The sequence below is a fragment of the Sinomicrobium pectinilyticum genome (genome assembly GCF_003725735.1).
Taxonomy (GTDB): Bacteria; Bacteroidota; Bacteroidia; order Flavobacteriales; family Flavobacteriaceae; genus Sinomicrobium; species Sinomicrobium pectinilyticum.
The window spans coordinates 1-21040 of the sequence record NZ_RJTM01000134.1 but is presented as its reverse complement, the minus strand read 5'-3'; the positions used below and the strand labels follow the sequence as shown (position 1 = coordinate 21040).

At 44.0% G+C, this 21040-nt stretch carries 17 protein-coding genes and 1 pseudogene; 5 read left to right on the top strand and 13 right to left on the bottom strand.

What is annotated here, in order from left to right:
- Positions 1-1362, top strand: a pseudogene (locus tag ED312_RS19370) (APC family permease); the annotation flags it as partial.
- A 176-nt stretch (positions 1363-1538) separates the two neighbouring features.
- Here the strand turns inward: ED312_RS19370 and ED312_RS19365 are convergent.
- From ED312_RS19365 to ED312_RS19320, 10 genes are all read right to left on the bottom strand, one after another.
- Positions 1539-1742, bottom strand: a complete 204-nt coding sequence (locus ED312_RS19365) for a hypothetical protein (RefSeq protein ID WP_123217680.1) — start codon at positions 1740-1742, stop codon at positions 1539-1541.
- Between the two features lie 21 nt (positions 1743-1763).
- Positions 1764-2123 carry a phage holin family protein gene (locus tag ED312_RS19360; protein WP_123217679.1) on the bottom strand — a complete coding sequence of 120 codons (360 nt, stop codon included), beginning with the start codon at positions 2121-2123 and terminating at the stop codon, positions 1764-1766.
- Between the two features lie 9 nt (positions 2124-2132).
- Entirely contained in the window at positions 2133-2495 is a 363-nt protein-coding gene (locus ED312_RS19355; RefSeq protein ID WP_123217678.1) for a YtxH domain-containing protein, read from the bottom strand.
- A gap of 315 nt (positions 2496-2810) precedes the next feature.
- Complete coding sequence (locus ED312_RS19350; RefSeq protein WP_123217677.1) at positions 2811-3938, bottom strand: AI-2E family transporter; 1128 nt, start codon at positions 3936-3938, stop codon at positions 2811-2813.
- 436 nt (positions 3939-4374) lie between these two features.
- The gene (locus ED312_RS19345) at positions 4375-5799 is read right to left on the bottom strand and encodes a hypothetical protein (RefSeq protein ID WP_123217676.1); all 1425 of its coding nucleotides are present in this window, start codon (positions 5797-5799) and stop codon (positions 4375-4377) included.
- Positions 5800-6046: 247 nt separating this feature from the next.
- Positions 6047-6562, bottom strand: a complete 516-nt coding sequence (locus ED312_RS19340) for a hypothetical protein (RefSeq protein ID WP_123217675.1) — start codon at positions 6560-6562, stop codon at positions 6047-6049.
- A 129-nt stretch (positions 6563-6691) separates the two neighbouring features.
- Positions 6692-8218, bottom strand: a complete 1527-nt coding sequence (locus tag ED312_RS19335; protein ID WP_123217674.1) for a carbon-nitrogen hydrolase family protein — start codon at positions 8216-8218, stop codon at positions 6692-6694.
- A gap of 283 nt (positions 8219-8501) precedes the next feature.
- On the bottom strand, positions 8502-10379 hold the full coding sequence (locus ED312_RS19330) for a M1 family metallopeptidase (protein WP_123217673.1): 1878 nt from the start codon (positions 10377-10379) through the stop codon (positions 8502-8504).
- 194 nt (positions 10380-10573) lie between these two features.
- The gene (locus ED312_RS19325) at positions 10574-11302 is read right to left on the bottom strand and encodes a DNA alkylation repair protein (RefSeq protein ID WP_123217672.1); all 729 of its coding nucleotides are present in this window, start codon (positions 11300-11302) and stop codon (positions 10574-10576) included.
- A gap of 11 nt (positions 11303-11313) precedes the next feature.
- A complete protein-coding gene (locus ED312_RS19320) occupies positions 11314-11946 on the bottom strand; it encodes a class I SAM-dependent methyltransferase (protein WP_123217671.1) in 633 nt (210 codons plus the stop codon).
- 557 nt (positions 11947-12503) lie between these two features.
- On the opposite strand from ED312_RS19320, the gene ED312_RS19315 reads away from it, so the two are divergent.
- From ED312_RS19315 to ED312_RS19305, 3 genes are read left to right on the top strand one after another with little or no spacing between them, the layout of a single operon-like run.
- On the top strand, positions 12504-13670 hold the full coding sequence (locus tag ED312_RS19315) for a hypothetical protein (protein ID WP_123217682.1): 1167 nt from the start codon (positions 12504-12506) through the stop codon (positions 13668-13670).
- 20 nt (positions 13671-13690) lie between these two features.
- On the top strand, positions 13691-15313 hold the full coding sequence (locus ED312_RS19310; RefSeq protein WP_123217670.1) for a BCCT family transporter: 1623 nt from the start codon (positions 13691-13693) through the stop codon (positions 15311-15313).
- A 13-nt stretch (positions 15314-15326) separates the two neighbouring features.
- Positions 15327-16187 carry a universal stress protein gene (locus ED312_RS19305; RefSeq protein ID WP_240643147.1) on the top strand — a complete coding sequence of 287 codons (861 nt, stop codon included), beginning with the start codon at positions 15327-15329 and terminating at the stop codon, positions 16185-16187.
- 20 nt (positions 16188-16207) lie between these two features.
- Here the strand turns inward: ED312_RS19305 and ED312_RS19300 are convergent, their stop codons facing one another.
- The 3 genes from ED312_RS19300 to ED312_RS19290 form a co-directional block, all read right to left on the bottom strand.
- Entirely contained in the window at positions 16208-16954 is a 747-nt protein-coding gene (locus ED312_RS19300) for a dienelactone hydrolase family protein (RefSeq protein ID WP_123217669.1), read from the bottom strand.
- Between the two features lie 124 nt (positions 16955-17078).
- Positions 17079-18722, bottom strand: a complete 1644-nt coding sequence (locus ED312_RS19295; protein ID WP_170164564.1) for a S41 family peptidase — start codon at positions 18720-18722, stop codon at positions 17079-17081.
- Positions 18723-18979: 257 nt separating this feature from the next.
- Entirely contained in the window at positions 18980-19336 is a 357-nt protein-coding gene (locus ED312_RS19290; RefSeq protein ID WP_123217667.1) for a YciI family protein, read from the bottom strand.
- A gap of 452 nt (positions 19337-19788) precedes the next feature.
- Here ED312_RS19290 and ED312_RS19285 point away from each other — a divergent pair, with 452 nt between their 5' ends.
- Positions 19789-20430, top strand: a complete 642-nt coding sequence (locus tag ED312_RS19285; protein WP_123217666.1) for a hypothetical protein — start codon at positions 19789-19791, stop codon at positions 20428-20430.
- Positions 20431-21040: the final 610 nt, after the last annotated feature.

The following is a 21040-nucleotide window of genomic DNA, read 5'->3' as shown; positions in this document are numbered from 1 at the left end:
GGCTCGTTTGAATACCTCGTGTCCCGATAATTATCGGGATTGCCCCGAGGTAGTTGATTTTATATGTGAGATGAAAAAAATAGGGCTTAAAGATGCGGTTTCCATTGGAATCGGCGGCATGGTCGGTGGTGGTATTTTTGCAGTTCTCGGACTGGCGGTTTCCCTGGCCAGGGGAGGGACACCCGTGGCCTTTTTATTTGCGGGAATGCTGGCCCTGATCACATCCTATAGCTATGTGAAGCTATCCAGGTCTTTTCCTGACAGGGGCGGTACGGTAAAGTTTATCAATCAGGGGGTCGGAATCTCTGTTTGTAGCGGTGCCATGAGCAACCTGCTGTGGGTAAGCTATATTGTTATGCTGTCGCTGTATGCCTCAGCTTTCGGGTCTTATGCGCCTAATTTACTGGAAATCACGGAGGACAAACCCATAGATTTCCACATTTATGCAAGTAATGTTATCATTGTGGCTACCGCCATTAATTACTATAATATTTTGGTGGTGAGTAAGATAGAATCGTATGCCGTAATCATCAAGCTCATCATTCTTATAGGTTTTATCGGGATAAGCGCTTACGGGCTTATCGGCAATCCGAATATGAGCCAGCTTGCCGTGGCACACTGGGAAAACCCGGTAAAGCTCTTTTTGCCGGCGGAATGGTGATCTTTGTGGCCTATGAAGGATTTGAACTGATCGCTAATGCGGCGCCGGATATTATCAACCCGGAGAGAAATATCGGCGGGGCTTATTATTACTCCATTGTTTTTGTGATTGTGCTCTATGTGATTATCGCACTTGTTACTGTAGGATCTCTCCCTTTCCGGAAAATAGCGGATGCACAGGATTATGTGCTGGCGGAAGCTGCAATGCCGGTACTGGGAAGGACCGGGTTTACGATCATCACCATTGCAGCCCTGATTTCCACGTTTTCTGCTATCAATGCTTCCCTGTACGGGGGGAGCAGGGTGAATTTCGAAATCGCCGAAGAGGATGAATTGCCACACCATTTCCTTGCGCAATTGTGGAATAAACCCGTTGGTTTACTGATTACGGCTGCGGCCACTTTGATCCTGGTCAACGTACTGGACCTGGAGAGCATTTCCACTACAGGTAGTGTAGGGTTCCTGCTGATATTCGGGATTGTAAATTTTACAGGGTATAAACTCTCGCAACGGATCAACGGAAACAAATACATACCCCTGGCTGGTCTGGCATTGTGTATCACCGCCCTGCTTGTCTTAGTGCACCAGCAATACGACACTAATGTGGCAGGGATAATCATGTCCGCCGGTATTATCGGGTTTTGTTTGGTATCGGAATGGATCTTTAAGAAAAGTGAAAATCATAAAAAGAGGGAAAGATAAGCCTCCTGAAGCCTTACAGCCTGTATTTCCTGTTTTAAAGGGAGCCGATAGCAAACCGGGAAACAGCTTCTAAAAATAAAAGAGCTACCGGGTGCCGTAAAAACGTATCCGGTAACTCTTCTTTCCCCTTAAGTACCTACTCCACTGATCTCTTACCCGGGGAATTTTTTATATCGTCAACCGAATATTTTCTTGGCTACCTTAAGTGCCAGTGCCCGTTTAAGGATAAATCCGGTTGTTTTACCAATAACATTTAAGAAACCCAGGTCATCTTTCAGGCCGTAATAGCTGGCCTTGATCTCTTCCCTGGATATGTCTTTCTGAAGTCTCAGGACTTTTAAATCCTTGTTGACTTCTTCAAAAGAAGTATATACTTTCATCAGTTTAAATTTATTGTGCTCCTAATCATCGTCACCGTCAAAGAAATCCATTGACGCACGGACCAGCACCTTTCTTTCTATCGTCTTTCTCAATCCGTAATAGACGATCACGGCTATGAGCAGGTAGATGCCCCCCATGATAAGAAAACCAAGGCCCCAATTATCAAGCCATGTTCCTATAAAGAGCGCGAGGGCAAATGTAATTAATAACATAGCTCCGAAAAGTACTGCTCCGATGATCATAAAAATGATCATCGAAGTAGTGCTTTTTGTAAGTTTTTTAAAAACGCTGAGTTTATAATAAGCATAGCTGTTTTCTATAAACTCCTGGGCATTTTTACTCAATCCCTCAGCGTTTTCCGAAATGCTGTGTAATGACATAGAAGTACATTATTGAGTTGTTTTGGCAACTTTGTTTTCATTGTCTTTCTGAAGTTTGGCATTTTTAGCTCTCAAATCCTCAAGCTTCTGTTCCAGAGCGAGTAAAATGTCATCTGCTTTGTAACTCATATCCGACAGGGTATCGTTCAGCTTGCTTTCGAAATTCCTTCGAGCAGTGCTGGCTTTGCCCATAAGCTGCGATTGCGTTTTGTGCAATTGCTTTTCGACTTCTTTCTGTGTTTTTTTCGCCTGCTCCTTTATCTTTTTTCTCGTATGTAACCCTTTGTCAGGAGCATACAAAATTCCGATTCCGGCTCCTATGGCTGCACCGGTCAATAATGCTAAGATTGTTTCACCTGTTTTATTTGACATAACTCTGAATTTTTAATTAGTAAATGATTTTTTTATAACCTCGTTACCTAAGGTACAAAATTTGAGAGAATTTTACTAACAAAAAACAGGTTTTAGCCTATTCTTAACATAGAGTGTTAAAGAAAGGAAAGAAGTGTATGAAGTTACGGGGTCCGTGGCCTGAGGAAATCCTGGTTGCAGAAGTCGGAACTCCCCGGTTTGGCGGTTGTATCCGTACTCCTTATCCGGGAGGGAGAGGAAACCGGAACAGGCCTTTACCGGGAGAGTGGCAAAAATTCCAATGATATTCGCGGCCGTGACAAACCTGTCAGCCCTTTATTTCCCGGAAGTATTTTTTTCTTCTTCCTCCTGTGCTGATTTTTTCTTTTTTCTATGCGAGCGCAGGTAAGATCTTTCCGGTTCGCTCAGCAGAAACCCGTAGGCCTGTGTCTGCGGGATAATATCAAAAATAACTTTTAACATGGCCAGTAGCGGCAGTGCCAGGATCATTCCGGCAAGGCCGAACAGCATGCCGCCCAGGAAGAATGACAATAAAGACACCAGGGGATTGAGGCTCGCCTTTCCACCCACAATGTTGGGAGTGATAAAATTTCCTTCGAGCATCTGTACCACCTGAAACCAGATAATTACCCCGGTGGCATACCATAGACTGTCTTTTGTAGCCAGGGCAAAAAGAGCCGGTATCATGGAGCCGACAAAAATACCTATATAGGGGAATATGGTCAGCAAAGCGGCCAGGATGCCGAAAAACCAGGCATATTCTATACCCAGTATATACAGGCCTATGGTATTCAGCACGGCGACAATACCCATCACTGTTACTAATCCTACCAGGTAGCTTTTCAGAACCTCATAAATCCTTCCCAATCCTTCTTCTATAATCTCTTTTGGAGTGGACGAAAAAGCCCTGAAGAAGAATTCCCGGAAAAAGTCCCGGTAATACAGAAAAAAGAAGATCATTATAGGCACCAGGATAGCCGATGAGAGGGAATTGCCCAGCGAGCCCAGAGCCGTGGTAAGATAACTTCCCATATCGGACATACTGTCGGAAAGTCTGGTCTTGATCTCGGAGCCCAGCTCATAGGAAGACATGTTAAACTGGTCGGAGGCCCAATCCAGTAGTTTAGAGGCTACTCCCTGTATTTTACTGAAAATATCCGCGGCGTTATTTCCTATATTGATGGTTTGTGAAACAAGGAGATATCCCAACCCGAGTACGACCAGAACAGCCAGTACAAGGGAAGTAAGAGAGGCGCTCAAACGGGTCATCCTCAGATTTTCCAGCCTCCGGCAAAGCGGGTAGAGCAATACCGAAATGATAATGGAAAACAAAATGGGGATGATCACGCTTTGGAGCGTGTGCAGGATGAATACGATAATTACCAGTAGTAACAGGTTAGAAACAATACCGGGGTTTATATTATCTTTTATAGTATTTTTCATAGATCATTCGGGAGTATTTGTTTCATTCTCTTTCAAATATAACCAAAAATCCGGCAAGGGCGAGGTTTGCGGGTTACGGGAATTTACGGGGAACGAAAGCACCGGGAGAAATAACACGCTATATGATAATAACATACGTTTAGAAAAGGGAAAGTAAAAACTGACATGTAGTTATTTATAGTAACAAAACCTACAGGATAGAACGAAGATATTTTTGACCAGATTGAATAAAAAAGAGGGGGCTAAAAAGCCCCGAACTTCTGTTAAAACCACAAAGCACACAAACCTGCTGCCGGCAAAGGCAGGGTAGACATAAAGTAACTAAAGCGTTAAACATATCGTAATCAAAAGCTGATTCCTTTGTGAACTTTGTGTGTTCTTTGCTGACTTTGTGGTTAAAATCTTTTAAACCAAATAATAAAAATCCGAAGCGTTTTTAGTTGAACGAAATGGCCTTACTGAAGCCCAGTTGCAGTAATGCGAAATCCTGTTTCCGGTCGGAGAGATTCAGGTAGTTAATAAAACGCAGGAAAATTTTGTCCGTCTTTTTTTTGTCCGGAAAATAAGATACACCGGCCCGGAAAGATAACAGGTCATTCCACTCGTCATTTTCAATATACGTATTGGGGTTTAATTTTTGCCACGCGTGCCTTACTCTCAAATCTATTCCGAAGTTGTTCAGTTTCCTGCTTTTCAGAACTGCTTCGAGATAAGGAGTGTGAAGGGCGGCATTCAATTTTTCGTCGTCTATGACAAGGTTGCTGGAACTGTACATATAGCCGGCCTTGAGTTCAAAAGAATTGGAAGGGCGCCAGTCTCCCCGGAACAGATTTACGTCCAGGCCCACCGCGTAAGTATATCGCCGGAACAGTTCCAGGCGGTTGATTTCCTGGGCGGACGACAAGGCTATGGTATCGAATTTACTTTCTATCCGGTTAAAGTGAAAGAAAGGCTCTATAGCATCAAACGGCATAAATGTATAGGTATTCTTGTAATTGGCCCTGTGGAGATAAAGTTTTGTATTTGCTTCGAACTGGATAAGGCCGTTGGGTTCGTCCCCGAAAACACCCAAAAGATCCGAATATACCTGGAGGTTCACCAGGGCATTCAAACCGTTTTCCGCATATAGTTTTTGGGAACCGGTTTTTATCCCGGAATCAGTCCTGGTGTTTTTAATGGTTAGTTCCTGTGCATCCGGGAAATAATTAAAACGCCTGTCCGCTTCAAAGTACAGGGCATCTTTGAGTAAAATGAAATTACCATTCTGCGGATTGAAAAGACGGTCATCAAACCGTTTTTCAATGGTCAGGATAGGGATAGGGGATTTGGTGTTATAAAATGAATTCCCATCGGATGTGTATACTTTTAAATGCTCAATGACGCCTTCGCTTATGGCGACTTTAACACTGTCTATATAAGCGATGTGCAATTCTACTGTCGTACCTTCTGACAGGACTTCATCACCGGATTTGCGGTCTTTTACAGCCTTTTTCAGAGTGAAATTGACACGGGAAGCTGCTTTTCCCCGGAGTTCTAATGTTTTATTGACGGAATCTATCCTTCTTCTAAGAAGCGCTACCTGGTACGGTTTGCTAACCGGAAAGTGTCCGGGGAAAACAATGGCATATGGCTGAATGCGGAAGGTTCCGATTTCTGTAGATCCCGAATTGCTTTCATCGATGAGTTCCTTTAATTTTTTAAGGGTATCGTTAAGTTCGTCGGCTTCGGTTTCCGAAGTTTGCGAAGCCAACCCGGTAGAATCGGTGACTTCCAGGTTTTGTGGTTGAATTTCTCCTTCACCCTGTGCCCGGGATAGGTGAAATAAACAAAGGACAACTAAAATAGTACATACTTTTTTCATCGGTTTTGGTTGGTTAAGGTTAAAGTAATAGTTTGTTCCGATATGATGTGAAAATGAGATTATGGGTTTTTAATACCATTTTCTACATCCGGAAGGTTTTTTTTCCAGTAATTAAATTACTGAATTTTCAGTAAAGAACGCTACGGAAAACCGTAAAATTAAAAATATCTGTTTTAACAGGGTATTCTTTTCAGGCTCCCGCCGAGTATGGTGAGGATGAGTATAAAGGGAGTCATACGGCTTTTTTTTATAATCGGAAATTTGGCGGAAGCTTGGAAATATCCAGATCTTTAGGGTTAGCACCTCGCCGTAACGACGCAATAATTTCGTCTTCTTTTAATTTTTCAAATTCATCGAAACTCAGATCGAACATTAGTTGCAAATTGACTTTTTCGATAGCCTCTTTTTTATCTATATTATCGTCCGAATACATTCTGATGAACTGCTTTTTCAGGATCTCTTTTACCTGAAAGCTTTTTAACCGGATAAAATCACCTTCTTTTATTCTGAAAATTCTTTTTAAAGTTTCAAAATCATTCAATTCTTCCCCGGATATAAAATGATCTTCAAGAATAAAATCCGCATAAGCAATCAAATAGTCAAGAGATTGATTTTTATCTACTGTTCTTTCGGGAGTAAAAGACCGTATATTCCCGATTGTCGAATGCTTATCTGTTATTATTTTTTCGATTTCTTTGATAACGTCATCTTTGGTATCGAATGTCCGGACGAATTTACTATAGTTTGCGGATAGCTTATACATAATTGCAGGTTGATGATCAGACAAACGGGAAACGTCCCGGATATAATGCGGAGGTTTTCCGCGATAAATATAAAAGCGATCCTAAGCAGCTTCCGTAGTTGTAAATTTAAGGCATAAATGCATTCCATGCTAACTTTTTCTCCGCAATTCAAAGATATCCGTCCTGCGGTCTTTCAGGTTTTTTACGCTTCCGAACTCGTGCAGTTCGCGTAGCAGGCCCAGGTCTACATCGGCAAGTAATATCATCTCCGTATTCGGGGTGGCTTCTGCTTTTATACCGTTGGTAGGGAAGGCAAAATCGCAGGGGGTAAATACCATGGATTGCGCAAACTGGATGTCCATGTTATGTACATTGGGGAGGTTACCCACACTGCCGGCAATGGCCACGTAACATTCGTTTTCAATAGCCCTGGCCTGTGCACAATGCCTTACCCTGGAATACCCGTTCTGGGTGTCGGTCAAAAAAGGGACGAAGAGTATATCCATGCCTTCATCGGCAAGCAGTCTGCTGAGTTCCGGGAATTCGGCGTCGTAGCATATAAGGATGCCTATTTTTCCGCAGTCAGTATCAAAAACCTTAAGTCCATTTCCGCCCTGCATACCCCAGACTTTCGCTTCGTCCGGGGTGACGTGTATTTTTTCATAGCGTTCTATGGTACCGTCCCTTTTGCACAGGTACCCCACATTATACAGGTTGCCGTCCCTGATCTCCGGCATGCTGCCGGCAACGATATTGATGTTGTAGGCGATGGACAGTCCGGAGAACTCCTGTATGACACTGTCGGTATATTTGGCCAGTTCGCGAATGGCTTCCGGTTCGGAAAGATGGTTGAACTGGGCCATGAGCGGAGCGTTGAAAAACTCGGGGAACAGGGCAAAATCGGCCCGGTACCCGGACAGGGTATCTATAAAATACTCGGACTGTTGCAGCAGGGACTCCACATTTTTATAGGGCCGCATCTGCCATTGGATCAACCCCAGGCGGACCACACTTTTTTTGGTTGCGGCCTTGCGGGTAGGTTTTTCGTAGTAAATATTATCCCATTCCAGCAAAACGGCAAATTCCTGGGAGGCCTTATCGCCATCCAGGTAGCCTTTGAGTATCCGGGTGGGGTGAAAATCGTTTGACATCTGGAAATTCAGTACCGGGTCGTGAATTTCTTTTTTCCGTACTTTCTCAATATACTCCTTAGGACTGAGGGTATCGGCGTGTTTATGGTAATTCGGAATCCTTCCACCAAAAACAATGCCTTTGAGGTTCAGTTTTTCGCACAGTTCTTTCCGGTAATCGTACAATCTTCTGCCCAGCCGCAGCCCCCGGAACTCCGGTTTTATAAATACGTCTATTCCATAAAGCATATCGCCGTCATCGGAATGCGTATCAAAAGTGCTGTTACCGGTTACCTCATTAAAAGTATGGGTGCCTTCGAAGAGATTATAATGTACAATGATAGCCAACGCACAACCCGCAATCTGGCCATTGACTTTGATAACCACCTGGCCTTGCGGAAACTTGTCCAGCAGGGTTTTTATCTGGGGTTTTGTCCAGTAATCGTCCGGCATGGAATGGTAGGCCAGAACCATGGCCTCCCTGATCTCGGCATAATCTTCGATTTTCAGGTATTCCAGCTCTATTTTGTCGGTTTCACTGTGCATGCTCTTTTATTTTACTCACTACGTGTTCCGATAATTATCGGGATTAAATGTCTCGATGCAAATGTCGAAAATATTTTTGCGGGTATGATTTGTTTATTACTTAAATGGCGGTGGCTTCGATACATCCCGAACAAGTTCGGGACACTCAGCCACCTTGAATGGTGCTTTTTTTACTTTGTGAGTTCGGGACGCTTCGTCATCTTGAAAGGTGCTTTTTTTACTTCACGAGTTCAGGACGCTTCGTCACCTCAGGATATCGCACTTCCGGGTTTGTAACCGCAGCTTAATCTACACTATAACTGTCGTTAGAAGTATCCGCATCCATAAAAATACCGCCATCCAGGCTGATGCTCGTAATATTCTTCACGTTTTTAAGTTTAACCACGGCGTGATCCGGGTCGGATTCCCATATGGCCGGGGTTTGGTGGAATTCCTGTGTTTTTCCATCCTTATCTGTCAGTATAATGGTTACGGGGGCCGGCATGCCGCCTATGTTTTCCAGGGTAACGGTCAGGGCATTTTTTTTGTAAGAGGCACCGGTTACGGCGATGTCTATGTAATTATTGCTGAAGTACCAGCGGTCCCAGAACCAGTTGAGGTCTTTGCCGGTAATATCGTTAAACGAATAAAAGAAATCCCATGGCATAGGATGTTTACCGTTCCACCGGTCCATGTATCCCCTGAGCGCTTTGCTGAACAGGGTATCGCCCAGGTATTCCTTCATGGCGAGGTAGCCGATGGCTGCTTTCCCGTAGGCATTGGCGCGTATGGCTATACCGTTGAGCGCATTGAGCGGGGTAATCACGGGCAGGTCATATTCCATGTCTGCATTGTTTGCCCAGCTTGCTACGCGGAATTTTTTAAAGTTTTCCGTAGCTTTTTCTTTGCCCAGGTCATGAATCCCGATAAGGTATTCGAGGGCAGTGGCCCAGCCTTCATCCATAAAACCGAAACGCGTTTCGTTAATGCCCATATAGAACGGAAAATAGGTGTGTGCGATCTCATGCTCTACCACAAAACGCGCAAATTCCGCTTCGGGGAACGAACTGTCGTTGACCATCATCGGGTATTCCATATCGGCAAAACCGCGGACGATGGTGGATTTGGAATAGGGGTAGGGGACGCCCGGATAATTGTTGGAGAACCAGTTCATCGCATGCTTGCTGTAGTTGACCATTTCCTTAAAGTCTTCAGAAGGTTCGTCGTAGGCCGCCTGTACACTGGCCCGTCGCCCGGTAGCCCTGTCTACCACAACACTGCCGGCATCCCACAGGTAATGGTCGCTGATGGCAATGGCAACATCCGTAATATGGTCTGCTTTCCACCTCCAGGTATTGGCGGGGTTTTGCTTCGTTACTTTATGACCTTCCAGGTCTTCTTTGGTTGCAATATGCAACACCTCGTCCGACGTCATGGATTGCTCCAGGAGTCCCGCATAATGCGGTTGCAGCACTTCGTCCGGGTTTTGCAGGTCTCCCGTGGCCCATACTATGTAATTGGCAGGCACGGTGACCGAAAAGGTATAATCGTTAAAATCATTGTAGAATTCCTGCGACCCGGTAAAGGTCATCGTATCCCATCCGCGGTAATCGTCATACACGGCTACCCGGGGGAAGAAATAGGCAAGGAAGAAAGTCGTTTCGTCAATGGCTCCTTCTCTCCCGCTTTGGACGGATACTTCAAAATGCCAGTCAATGCCCAGGGTAACACTGGCATTCGGAGCCAGCGGGGTAGCCAGGTCTATCATTTTATTGGTACCGTCGTTCTTATCTGTCCACTCCCGTGTCACGCCGTTTTCGGTATAGGCATCAATATGCATTCCGGAAGTAAGATAGTCTTCCGAAGCCTGTCCCAAACGAACCGCTCCCGGTTTATGCTGGTTAAGGAACAGTTTAAAGTTGAGGGTCTTTAAGGTGTCGGGACTATGGTTGGTATATACTATAGTCTCTTTGCCCGTAATTTTCCGGTCCGGCGGACTTACGGTAAGGTCTATGGTATAGACGCCTTTATTCTGCCAGTAATCTGCACCGGGTTTCCCGTCTTTGCCCCGGGTTTTGTTTTCATAGGCTTTTTTGACATCGCGCGGGATGTACAGTTCCTGGGCCTGTAGTGCCAGTACGGACACTAACAGCAACGTGGTAAACAGGGATTTTCGAAACATGCTGCGTGTGAATTTTAAATGGATGTTGTTATAATTTTCTTTTGAAGGATCTGGTAACGGTGATCCGCTAAACTTTTATGTTTGTCAAATATACATTACACCGTGCATATAATGGAAGAGAAAAATATATGTTATCGGTCCGGGTATATTACGGTGTTCGGATAAAGTACGGCAAGACTGTTACCGGCAGTCTTTCAGACGGATGGTTCTTTTTTCATGGCTTCGGTTTTTAATGCTTCCGGCATTTTTTCAATGGCGTACCGTAATGCTGTACGGGGCATTACGGCTTTTTTAGACATTACATAATCGAAAATTTCCTTCTGGTGTGCCTGACTTGCCGCTTTCAGCATCCAGCCATAGCCTTTTTGTACCATATGGTCTTTGTCCGGGAGAAGAATATCGGCAATCTCAAAAATTTCCCCGAGGAACATTCCCTTTCGGGCAGGTATAATCAATGTTACTGCAGAAGCTCTTCTGACCCAGCGTCCGGATGACTTTGCCCATTTCTTTAATTCGGAGACATATTCGGGATACTTCATGACAAACATGCCTATCGTATGGTTGCATAGGGTGTCGCAATCCGCCCAGGTGTTCACGTAATCTTCTACCCAATGCTCAAAGATCTTGAAGTCGGACGGTTCATATTTTTTGTGCAGGGATTCCGAAAGTCTGCAGGCTACAACAGCTTCTTCAAGGTATTTTGATCTCCACAGCGCTTCGCAAATATCAAAAATATCCTGTTTTGAATGCATTTTTAGCTGTTTGGAGAATTCTTTTGCGATCTTCCCCACTTCTGCCATTTTTACACCATATACCAATGCTTCCTCCCCCTTTTTGAAAAAGCGGCCCGAAGATTCACGTGTTTTGCGGTCCGATTTATCCTTTAATGCCTGGCGAATTTCGTGTATCCATTTTTCTTTCATGTGAGGAATGCTTACTTCTGTTTTTTACAGATTATTTCCCAGAATCTTTGTGAGGATCTGTTCTCCGTGTTTTTTGCCGGTTCGTTTATCTCCTTAGCTTCAAGCAGACCGTAACGGCCAAATTCCTTGTCTACCGATTCCGGGCCATAATAGAAGAGTTTAACCCCGTGCCTGGTTTCATACCAGTCTTTGCCCAATGCCGTTCCATCCCCGTACGTCGGGGTGTTTTTGGATATGGCCGTAAATACCATGTATCCGCCAGGCCTCAGCTGGTTATAACAATCCTCTATCAGTTTGGCCCGTTCTTTATCATTCAACAGGTGGATCAAAGCATAACAAAAAATTCCGTCGTAGGATTTTTGGTCAAATGGCATATCGCTAACATTGCCGTGATACACTATTACCGTATCCCCGTAGTGCTTTTTTGCCAGGTTGATCGCAGTTTCCGAAATTTCGATCCCGGTAACCTCAAATCCGTGGTCCGTAAATATTTTTGCATTTCTGCCGTATCCGAATCCAGGGATCAGAATTTTCTTTAAGCCCTTTTTCCGAAACAGGTCGACGGTTGAAATTGCGGCATCGGCTGGCCCGAATCCCCACATGGTTTGTTTATCCCTGAAACTGGCTTCCCAAAATTCTGTCATCTTTTTTCGGTTCGTTCTGTGTTTTCTTTGCGTTTATGACTATATTCAAATATACGCAATTCACTATTTTAATCCATACCAATGAGGGGATTCAAAGTAGGTACAAAGAAACTAAAGCGTTAAATATATTGTAATCAAAGGTTTATTTGTTTGTGAACTTTGTGTATTCTTTGCCGACTTTGTGATTAAAAATCTTTTTAGGAACGTGCATCAGATAAAATCATGATGGAGAACTATCCCTGCCCGGATGAGCAAATATGACACATTAAACGGTGCGGAATTTCTCTCCTTATATAACTCAAACTGTTTATTTAAAGGATTACCCGGGGGAGGGTTCGGGAAAAAATTGTATATTGGAAATTATATTTTAATACGTTTTTTCATACATTGTTAGCGTAGTTACCCCTTCAATCTGTTCTCTGTGGCAATATTTACCTGTTGGAGGTTTTTTGCCCGCAGCAAAAACAGACTGGTAGACGTTGTGAAAAACAATTTTTACACAGATGATTTGCAGCATGATGTTTCCGCCGTCCGGCGAAACGGAAACGAACAAAAAGATGATTATATACTTAAAAAAATTACTTCCTTTTTTATGTTTCATTCCTGTTTGCGGGAGTTCACAGGACAAGCCTGTAGTGAAGTTCGGAGGGGCACTGCGTTTTAACTATATCTATTCCTCTTGGAAAGAAGAACAGAAAAAGCAGGGAGGCGATCTTATGTACGATATGTTTCGTATTAATGCGGAGGCTTCTTACAGGGGGATTTCGCTGAATGCAGAATACAGGCTTTATTCCGATGCCTTTGGAGGCGGTGTCCTGAAACAGGGCTGGCTGGCCTATGATTTTGATGAAAAGAACAGCATACAGGCCGGACTCACCCAGGTACCCTTTGGTATTCAGCAATACAACTCTCACAATTGGTTTTTCAATATCGGCTATTATATAGGACTGGAAGACGATCATGATATCGGGGTGAAATTTATTCATGAGCAGGAAGAGGGCTGGCAATACCAGGTTGCTTTTTTCAAGAATTCGGAGAGTATAGCATTCGGAGGAGCTACGGATGTTTCGCACAGCCGGTACTCCTATGATGTCGCTTCTATGGATGTGGATGGAGACGGGGAGCCGGACTACCGTAATAAGGAGGTAAACCAGCTGAACCTGAAAGTATATTACAAGCTGAAGCACAGGGAATTCAGGCACCAATTCGGAGGGTATACGCAATATGGCGGGCTTTATAATCTGGATACTCAAAAAACGGGGCATCATTACGGTTATGGCCTGTTTTACGAACTCGATTACCAGGCGTTTAACCTGAAATCGCAACTTCTGCACTACACTAAAGCACCGGAGAACCCCGATACGGAGCGTCCGGATATTATGGCCATGGCAGCCTACGGGGCACCTTACCTGGTTGCCGCCAGGGCCGACCTGGTTTCGCTGGCGGTGGCTTATACGGTTCCCGTATCGTGGGGACCCGTATCGTTGTTACAGTTTTACAATGATTTTGGCTGTATCCGAAAGCTCAAAAAAGATTTTTCCGATAGTTATATGAATGTCACTGGTGTAGGTGTAGCAGCCGGAAATCTCTATACGTATATAGATTTTGCAGCGGGTAAAAATCATTCCTGGCTGGGCGGGAACTTTATCGATGACTTTGCGGGGGGAACCCCGGATGCCGGATGGGAGGCACGATTTAACATTAACATAGGATATTATTTCTAAAACCGGAAAACACAACAATTATGACTAAAAAGGTGGTTCGAAGCGATGAGAAAAAATCGATACTGGGCATGGAGGTCAATGGCCCTGTATTTTTCTCATCGGCTATCATTATAATTATCAGCATTGCCCTGACATTGATTTATAAAGACAGTGCTAAAGAATATTTTCAGGAAATTCAGCAATTTGTGGCGGAGAAGGGCGGATGGTTTTTCGTCCTTTCCATCAATATCTTTCTCTTTTTTATGATTTACCTGGCATTCAGCAATTACGGAAACCTGCGTATCGGGGGGCAAAGTGCGAAACCTGAATTTAAGACCATGTCATGGTTTGCCATGCTGTTCAGTGCAGGGATGGGAATAGGATTGCTTTTCTGGAGTGTTTCGGAGCCCATATCTCATTTTGTTTCACCTCCGAAAAGTACGGGAAGCAGTATCGAAGCTGCACAGGAAGCTATGAATTTCACTTTTCTGCACTGGGGGCTTCACGCCTGGGGGGTTTATGCCCTGGTAGGCCTGTCCCTGGCTTATTTTACATATTCCAGGGGACTACCGCTTACTATCCGTTCTGTATTTTATCCTTTTCTGGGGGATAAAGTCTATGGGATTATCGGTGATATTATCGATATCATTGCAGTCCTGGCTACGGTATTCGGGTTGGCGACTTCTCTCGGATTGGGGGTGCGGCAGATTGCGGGAGGACTGAACCATGTTTTTGATATTTCGGCAGGCCTCCCAACACAAATGCTGCTTATTGCGGGTGTTACCCTGATTGCTGCTATTTCTGTAGTATCGGGGGTCGATAAAGGGGTGAAGTTTCTCAGCGAGTGGAATATGCGAATTGCCGTATTACTATTGCTACTAGTTGTGGTCCTGGGGCCTACCATTTATATCTTTCAATCGTTTGTACAAAATACCGGAAGCTATTTGTACAATTTCCTCGACATTGCTACCTGGACGGAGAGTTATACCGGCATGCACTGGCAAAATACATGGACCATCTTTTACTGGGGTTGGTGGATTGCCTGGGCCCCGTTTGTCGGTATTTTTATTGCACGTATATCCAAGGGACGTACGGTTCGCGAATTTATTCTGGGGGTGCTGATCCTTCCCGCGCTGGTTACCTTTTTCTGGATCAATGCTTTCGGAAGTACGGCCATACTTGATGCCCTTGCCGGGAAAATGGCCGTGATTAACGAGGTAAAAATAGATGAAGCCATTGCGATGTTTGTCTTTCTGGAAGATTTTCCGTTGTCTATGGCGCTGAATATTATAGCAATTCTCCTGATTGCAGGCTTTTTTGTCACCTCGTCCGATTCCGGATCGCTGGTGGTAGACAGTATTACTTCCGGGGGAAAGATCGATTCGCCGGTAGGACAACGGATATTCTGGGCGGTCATGGAAGGAGCTGTTGCGGCCGTATTGCTGATAGGAGGCGGACTCAAGGCATTGCAGACCGCCGTCATTGTTTCCGGGCTGCCGTTCGCTATTATCCTACTGGTCATGTGCTATTCGCTCTACAAAGGACTCAGTGAGGACCATCGCAAGCTGCAACGCCGAAATGAGCAGAAAGACCTGGATAATTATAAGGATATCGTATCGGATATACTGAAACGAAGACAAACAAGAGATAATACCAAAAATTAAATACCCGAATATTATGATTACCGAGATTAAAAATATACTCGTAACCCTCGACCTTTCGGAGATCGATGAAACCCTGATCGCTTATGCATCTTTTTTGTCTGATGTATTACAAGCCGACAAGGTTTATTTTGCGCACAATATCAAGAAGTATGAGATCGACGAGCTTTTTGAAGACGAACTGGGTGATATCAATATTGAGGAAAGCATAGGAGAGGAGCTGAATGAAAAGGTAGCGACAAGTTTTAAAGGAAAAGCAGCATGGGAAGTGCTTATATCCAATGACCCTTACACCGAATCTTTAATTGCTTATATTGTAAACAAATATGCTATTCACCTCACCCTGGTGGGGAGTAAGAACCGGGTGAAAGGTACCGGGGTCGTAAGCGGAAAACTCCTCAGGATGCTCCGTTGTCACATCCTGAGCATTCCCCGTGAAACCAGGCCCAAAATCGAACATATCCGGGTAGGAACGGATTTTTCAAGTGCCTCCAGGCGCAGTTTTTCCATGGCACAGGTGGTGGGAAAAGCGGTATCGGCAGCAGTAAAGGCTGTACATATCTATAACGTTCCGCTTCAATTTGCACCTTATTTACCCAAGGAAACCCTGATGCCTGTAGTAGAAAAACACACGGCCGAAAAGGGGCGCAAGTTTATGAAAAAGATCCGCGGTTCCGAGGATATTTCACTGGAAATCATTCCGGGAAGGAGTTCCAGTATTCCGGAAACACTTATCCAATATGGCAAAAAGCAAAAGACCGACCTGTTTTTTGTGTCGGATAAAGGAGGAAATACCTTTTCTTCCCTTTTGGTAGGAAGTGTTACCGAAGAGTTGTTCAACGAAGATCTGCCTTTTCCGTTATGGGTCTGTAAGTAGGAGACACCGGAAATATGCGATTACTTCAGGATTTCCTCCAGGAACATCAGGGTATGGTTCCAGGCCCTTTTGGCCATGACCTCGTTGTATTCGGGAGATTGAGGATTGGTAAAGGTATGGCCGCTGTTGGCATAGGTAATGATCTGCCAGTCGGCTTTGCCGTCTTTGAGTTCCCGGACCAGGGCATCGTATATTTCGGGGGTTACCCCTTTGTCTTCCGCCGGGTTTTCGATGAGCACCTTGGTTTTGATCTCGCTATTGGGGCGGCTTTCATCCTTGCCCAATCCCCCGTGAATGCTCACGACACCCTCTACGGGAAATCCCGCTCTCATCACTTCCAGGGCGCCGGTGCCGCCGAAACAATAGCCGATTACAGCGATCTTCTCCGCATCGGCCCCTGCTTTTTTCAACTCGTCCAGGGCGAGTGATATGCGGTGCTGGTAGGCTCTGTAATTGGTCTTGTAATAGCCGGCGGTTTCGGATGCCGAGGCATTGTCCGCCGGAATATTCCCTTCGCCGTAAATATCGGCTATAAAGGCGATGTATCCTTCTTTTTCCAGTTCCAGTGCTGCTGTTTTGGCTTCATCATCAATGCCTTTCCAGGCAGGGAGGATTAAAACCCCCGGTAAATTTTTCCCGGTATTGGAAGTTATCAGTCCATTTAATTGCTGGCCCCCGTCTTTGTAAGCAACGGGATTAAGGTTTTGTGCATGGGTAATGTGCGTAAACATGAGTGCAGAAAATATGATTAAGTGTAATTTTTTCATGGTTCCCGTATTTTGCCTAGTTAAATGTAATTCAAAATGTCTGAAACCGGAAATCAAAAGCGTTAAAAAGGGTTTTACAGCTAGAACCGGTTTTGGGCACAGGGAAAACGAACATCAACTTTCTTTAATCTCCCGCCAGTTCCACAGCCCGCTCCAAAACCTCGTCACGTCCCTTTTGCAGGCCTTCGATAGTGGGAGTTACTTTGATGTCAATTTTAATTCCTGTACGTTGCGTAGGCGTTCCATCCGGATATAGTACTCCTACACCTGTAATATATGCTTTGGTACCATCGGCTAATTTGATAGAGGTCACATTTCCGTCCGCTCCCGCTGTTTGGCTCCCCACGGTGATGACATTATTTGCCGTTTGAAATGCCATGGCCGTAAATTCGGACCGGCTAAGAGATTGGTCATCTACCAAAAGTACCACCTTGCCCATATAATAATTTTTGTTTTTTACCCCGGCACGTTCATTTTTAACGAATTTAAATTTGCCGGGATAAGAAATATCCGGAATATATATACTGGCAAAATCTTTTTTTCTGTCGTTCAGATATCTCGATACAACGTGATAAATAAATTGGGGATAATTTCTCAAATCAATAATTATGGCTTTTTTCTCCATAAATTTCGCCATGATTTCAGATGCTTCGTCCCCGTTTATGTAGCCCATATTGATATAGCCTATGGAGTCATCGAAAATTTTCCATTTTGTCGTATCCGGTACTTTCCGGTTCAATCGGTTGAACTCCTTAAAAGGATATCTTCTGGTTTTCAAAGATAGAGTATCCTTGTTTCGCAAAACGGTTATTTCCGCAATACTGTCCTCTCCTTTTAAGATATGATAATAGGCATTTCTTCGTTTGATATTTGTATTGGACCCGGAGGCATATGGCAATACTTCGAGCATTTTCTTTTCTGCGTCCATACCATTCACCTTTAATATAATATCCCCCGGTTTAAATCCGTTGGCTTTTCCGATGGAATCATTAAAAAAGCCGGAAACGACTGCTTTCCCTTCGATTTCTTTAATCTTAACGGGCAAATAATCCAGGGTTACACCATCAAATATTACCCTGGTATGAGTATCGTCCATTTTCGCCAGAAGCTCCCTGATGACGCGTCGGTACGATATTTGGTCTGAGGCGTTTTGGAATTTCGGGATCATTTCCAACAGGACATCATCCCAATGCTGATCGGTCAGGTATTTATAAGGGTAAAAATATTCTATAATATTCCAATAACGGAACAATACCAATAGCTTGTGTTGTTCTTCGGTATAATCGAAATCCTCATATTCCCGCTCATTTTGTATTTTAATAGTATTTCCGCGTCCTATGGTCACATAATGCTGATCTCCCTGAAACCTGTTATCCCTTATAAATTCCAGCCTGTTTGATACTTCGTCGTTAAAATGCCGAGAATTTCGTATCCAGGACAGGTCGAAGTTCTTGTTAAAAACACCTTCTTTGGCCACTTCACAACGCCTGCATTCCCGTACTTCCCCGAGCTTGTCTATCCAATGGAGCAACACTGCGGAAAACTCTTCTTTAGTCGTGGCTTTTCTTACCTGAGGCAATAGGTCAAACAATTGTTGGTCCCAGTCCAATGCTCCGCCGGCTACATAGGGGTGATAGTATTTCAAATATCCCCAGACCTTTGCGATGGCAAATAGATTTTCGGTTTCAGATAATTCTTTTGTGTTTTGAGCAGACACGGTATAGATTCCGCTTACGTATAGCAATAAAATGAATAGGATTCTTTTCATGTTTTTAAAGATACCTTTTTTTATTTTGGACCGCAACGCTTTTTGCAAGAGGAGCCTGATTTTGGTCATGTTCAAATGATACCCGGTTGAGAGATCTTTTCCTTTTCTTCAAATTTTAGTGCGGGTCTGCCAACACGGAAAGTCTCCGGTTGCATTACTTCATCCGGTACTTCAGAAACCGGTCTGTGAGGTAGAATTTATTTTATCAACCAGGTTTTTTTAGTGGCCTTCCGGTAATGGAATTTCCGGTATGCGGGTTATTGCCCGCCTGCTCCCGTTTCCATAACAGGGCGGATTTCGGTGGTTCCTCCCCACAGGTGGCAGGGGCATGCTTTGGCAATTTCGACAATAGTGTCCAGGTCATCAGCTTGTAAGAGGTAATAACCGCCGACTAATTCTTTGGATTCCAGGTAAGGACCATCCTTTACCGTGCAATCTTTTCCACGGATAAGAACGCCTTTTTGGTGCAGGCTGTCTCCGGAAACCAAATGTCCTGCCCCGGCCAGTTTCATGGCCCACGCCATATGCGCATTTCCTAATTCCTCCATTTCTTCGGGAGATAAGCGGATCATTTCTTCGATATTTTCGTGTAGCAGCAACAGGAATTTTTTCATGATATGTTGTTTTTGGTACACTATAAAGACAATCCGTTCCGGGCGTTTACCTGAAAAATTTTTTATGGAAAGTAATCGGTACGTTGCCGGTGTGTACAGGCAATACCCAAATATACGCAATCTCCTCTTTTTTATTATGAAAAGTAGTGGCAAAACTATGCTTCCCGGAAATTCCCTCAATCATCAAACACGGATAGAACCTGCAATACAGGAAATACAGTTTTTTCCGGCAGCATGAGGAAAGGGAGAAGCGAAGGGTTTTCGTAAAATTTCGATGTAGTTGGTATTTGGGAAAATATTTATTTTTTGATCCAGTTTATCCACAGTTTTATGAGCACTAAAACTCACGGTTGATGAAAGGTATTTCGATCCGGATTTTGCTACCGGTTTTTTTTATTTCCGACAACCAAAATATTCTATATACTTGCATCTTTAATCAAAAATTTTCATCTATGAAACACAATTACTTTACATTAATTTTTTTACTATTCTCGGTACTTACATTTGCTCAAACCCATCTGTATGAAAACCCCAATTTTGAAGCTATAGCTAAAGACCATAAAATTATAGCTGTTGTTCCTTTTAAAACATCTGTTTCACTCCGCCCCAGGCAGATGAAGGAAATATCGAAAGAGCAACTGGAAAAAATGGAAATGGATGAAGGTGAAAATATCCAGAAAGCGATGTATACATGGTTTTTGAAAAGGGAGAAAAGAGGGACACTATTAGTAAAGGTCCAGGATCCGGCCACAACAACTGCCCTGTTGCGAAAAGAGAATATAAATTATACCAATATTACGGATTACACTCCCCGGGAATTGGCTGAAATCCTGGATGTGGATGCTGTTATATCCGGGACTTTCGAGACCAACCAGCCGATGTCTGAAGGAGCTTCGGTAGCATTAGGTCTTTTGGTCGGTTTCTGGGGGGCAACCAACAAAGCGGTGATCAATTTATCTATTCATAACAGAATGGATGGGGAGCTCCTGATCAATTACAATAAAGCGGTAAGGGGCTCCATAGGGAGTTCTACAGATGCATTGATCAATACCTTAATGAGGAAAGCCTCGCGCCGTATAGCTTATACCAAATAACCGTCAAGATCAGAAAAACCGGGTGCCTGTCCTTTGAAATCCATAGCCTCCTGTTTGGCCGGGCTTTTGTTTGCAGGACATGGACAATGTACCGGTGTATTTCTTTAGATGCCGGTATCCGGATGTCTCCCGGTACACAAGAAATAACTGTTATTGCACAATAACATTTTTATTTCTTGTGTACATTATTCTCGGAAGTGGTTGTTTATCTTAAGATGTTACATGGTGCAGCCTTCTCTGAAAATCGGGAAAGGCTACAATGGGTATCCGTCCACTTGGTGAGTCTTCTAGCACCTGTATGACAGGTTTCCTTTTCCGTACGGCAGATGTCAAAAGAAGCATCCTTATTTATCGGCCGGGGCCGTAACATATGATTTTGCGGGCTGCCATATGTAGGCGAAAGTATTTATCAGGAAAGTCAATGCACAAATCTCATTTTCAGTTTGTATATTTATTGCAGCACTTCGGTAAACTCAGTATATCACATTTTAGTGGTGCGAAAAAATTACAGCCTGCTCATCAGATCAATGAGTGATTGAGTTTATGCATGTTGCCTGATTAACTGACTGATTTAATCCCTTTAAATGGGTCTAATTCCCCGATGCTCTAT

What these genes read in the sequence shown, in the direction of transcription:
- ED312_RS19365 (WP_123217680.1), bottom strand. Translation starts at nt 1,742, where the DNA reads ATGAAAGTATATACTTCTTTTGAAGAAGTCAACAAGGATTTAAAAGTC.
- ED312_RS19360 (WP_123217679.1), bottom strand. Translation starts at nt 2,123, where the DNA reads ATGTCATTACACAGCATTTCGGAAAACGCTGAGGGATTGAGTAAAAAT.
- ED312_RS19355 (WP_123217678.1), bottom strand. Translation starts at nt 2,495, where the DNA reads ATGTCAAATAAAACAGGTGAAACAATCTTAGCATTATTGACCGGTGCA.
- ED312_RS19350 (WP_123217677.1), bottom strand. Translation starts at nt 3,938, where the DNA reads ATGAAAAATACTATAAAAGATAATATAAACCCCGGTATTGTTTCTAAC.
- ED312_RS19345 (WP_123217676.1), bottom strand. Translation starts at nt 5,799, where the DNA reads ATGAAAAAAGTATGTACTATTTTAGTTGTCCTTTGTTTATTTCACCTA.
- ED312_RS19340 (WP_123217675.1), bottom strand. Translation starts at nt 6,562, where the DNA reads ATGTATAAGCTATCCGCAAACTATAGTAAATTCGTCCGGACATTCGAT.
- ED312_RS19335 (WP_123217674.1), bottom strand. Translation starts at nt 8,218, where the DNA reads ATGCACAGTGAAACCGACAAAATAGAGCTGGAATACCTGAAAATCGAA.
- ED312_RS19330 (WP_123217673.1), bottom strand. Translation starts at nt 10,379, where the DNA reads ATGTTTCGAAAATCCCTGTTTACCACGTTGCTGTTAGTGTCCGTACTG.
- ED312_RS19325 (WP_123217672.1), bottom strand. Translation starts at nt 11,302, where the DNA reads ATGAAAGAAAAATGGATACACGAAATTCGCCAGGCATTAAAGGATAAA.
- ED312_RS19320 (WP_123217671.1), bottom strand. Translation starts at nt 11,946, where the DNA reads ATGACAGAATTTTGGGAAGCCAGTTTCAGGGATAAACAAACCATGTGG.
- ED312_RS19315 (WP_123217682.1), top strand. Translation starts at nt 12,504, where the DNA reads ATGATTATATACTTAAAAAAATTACTTCCTTTTTTATGTTTCATTCCT.
- ED312_RS19310 (WP_123217670.1), top strand. Translation starts at nt 13,691, where the DNA reads ATGACTAAAAAGGTGGTTCGAAGCGATGAGAAAAAATCGATACTGGGC.
- ED312_RS19305 (WP_240643147.1), top strand. Translation starts at nt 15,327, where the DNA reads ATGATTACCGAGATTAAAAATATACTCGTAACCCTCGACCTTTCGGAG.
- ED312_RS19300 (WP_123217669.1), bottom strand. Translation starts at nt 16,954, where the DNA reads ATGAAAAAATTACACTTAATCATATTTTCTGCACTCATGTTTACGCAC.
- ED312_RS19295 (WP_170164564.1), bottom strand. Translation starts at nt 18,722, where the DNA reads ATGAAAAGAATCCTATTCATTTTATTGCTATACGTAAGCGGAATCTAT.
- ED312_RS19290 (WP_123217667.1), bottom strand. Translation starts at nt 19,336, where the DNA reads ATGAAAAAATTCCTGTTGCTGCTACACGAAAATATCGAAGAAATGATC.
- ED312_RS19285 (WP_123217666.1), top strand. Translation starts at nt 19,789, where the DNA reads ATGAAACACAATTACTTTACATTAATTTTTTTACTATTCTCGGTACTT.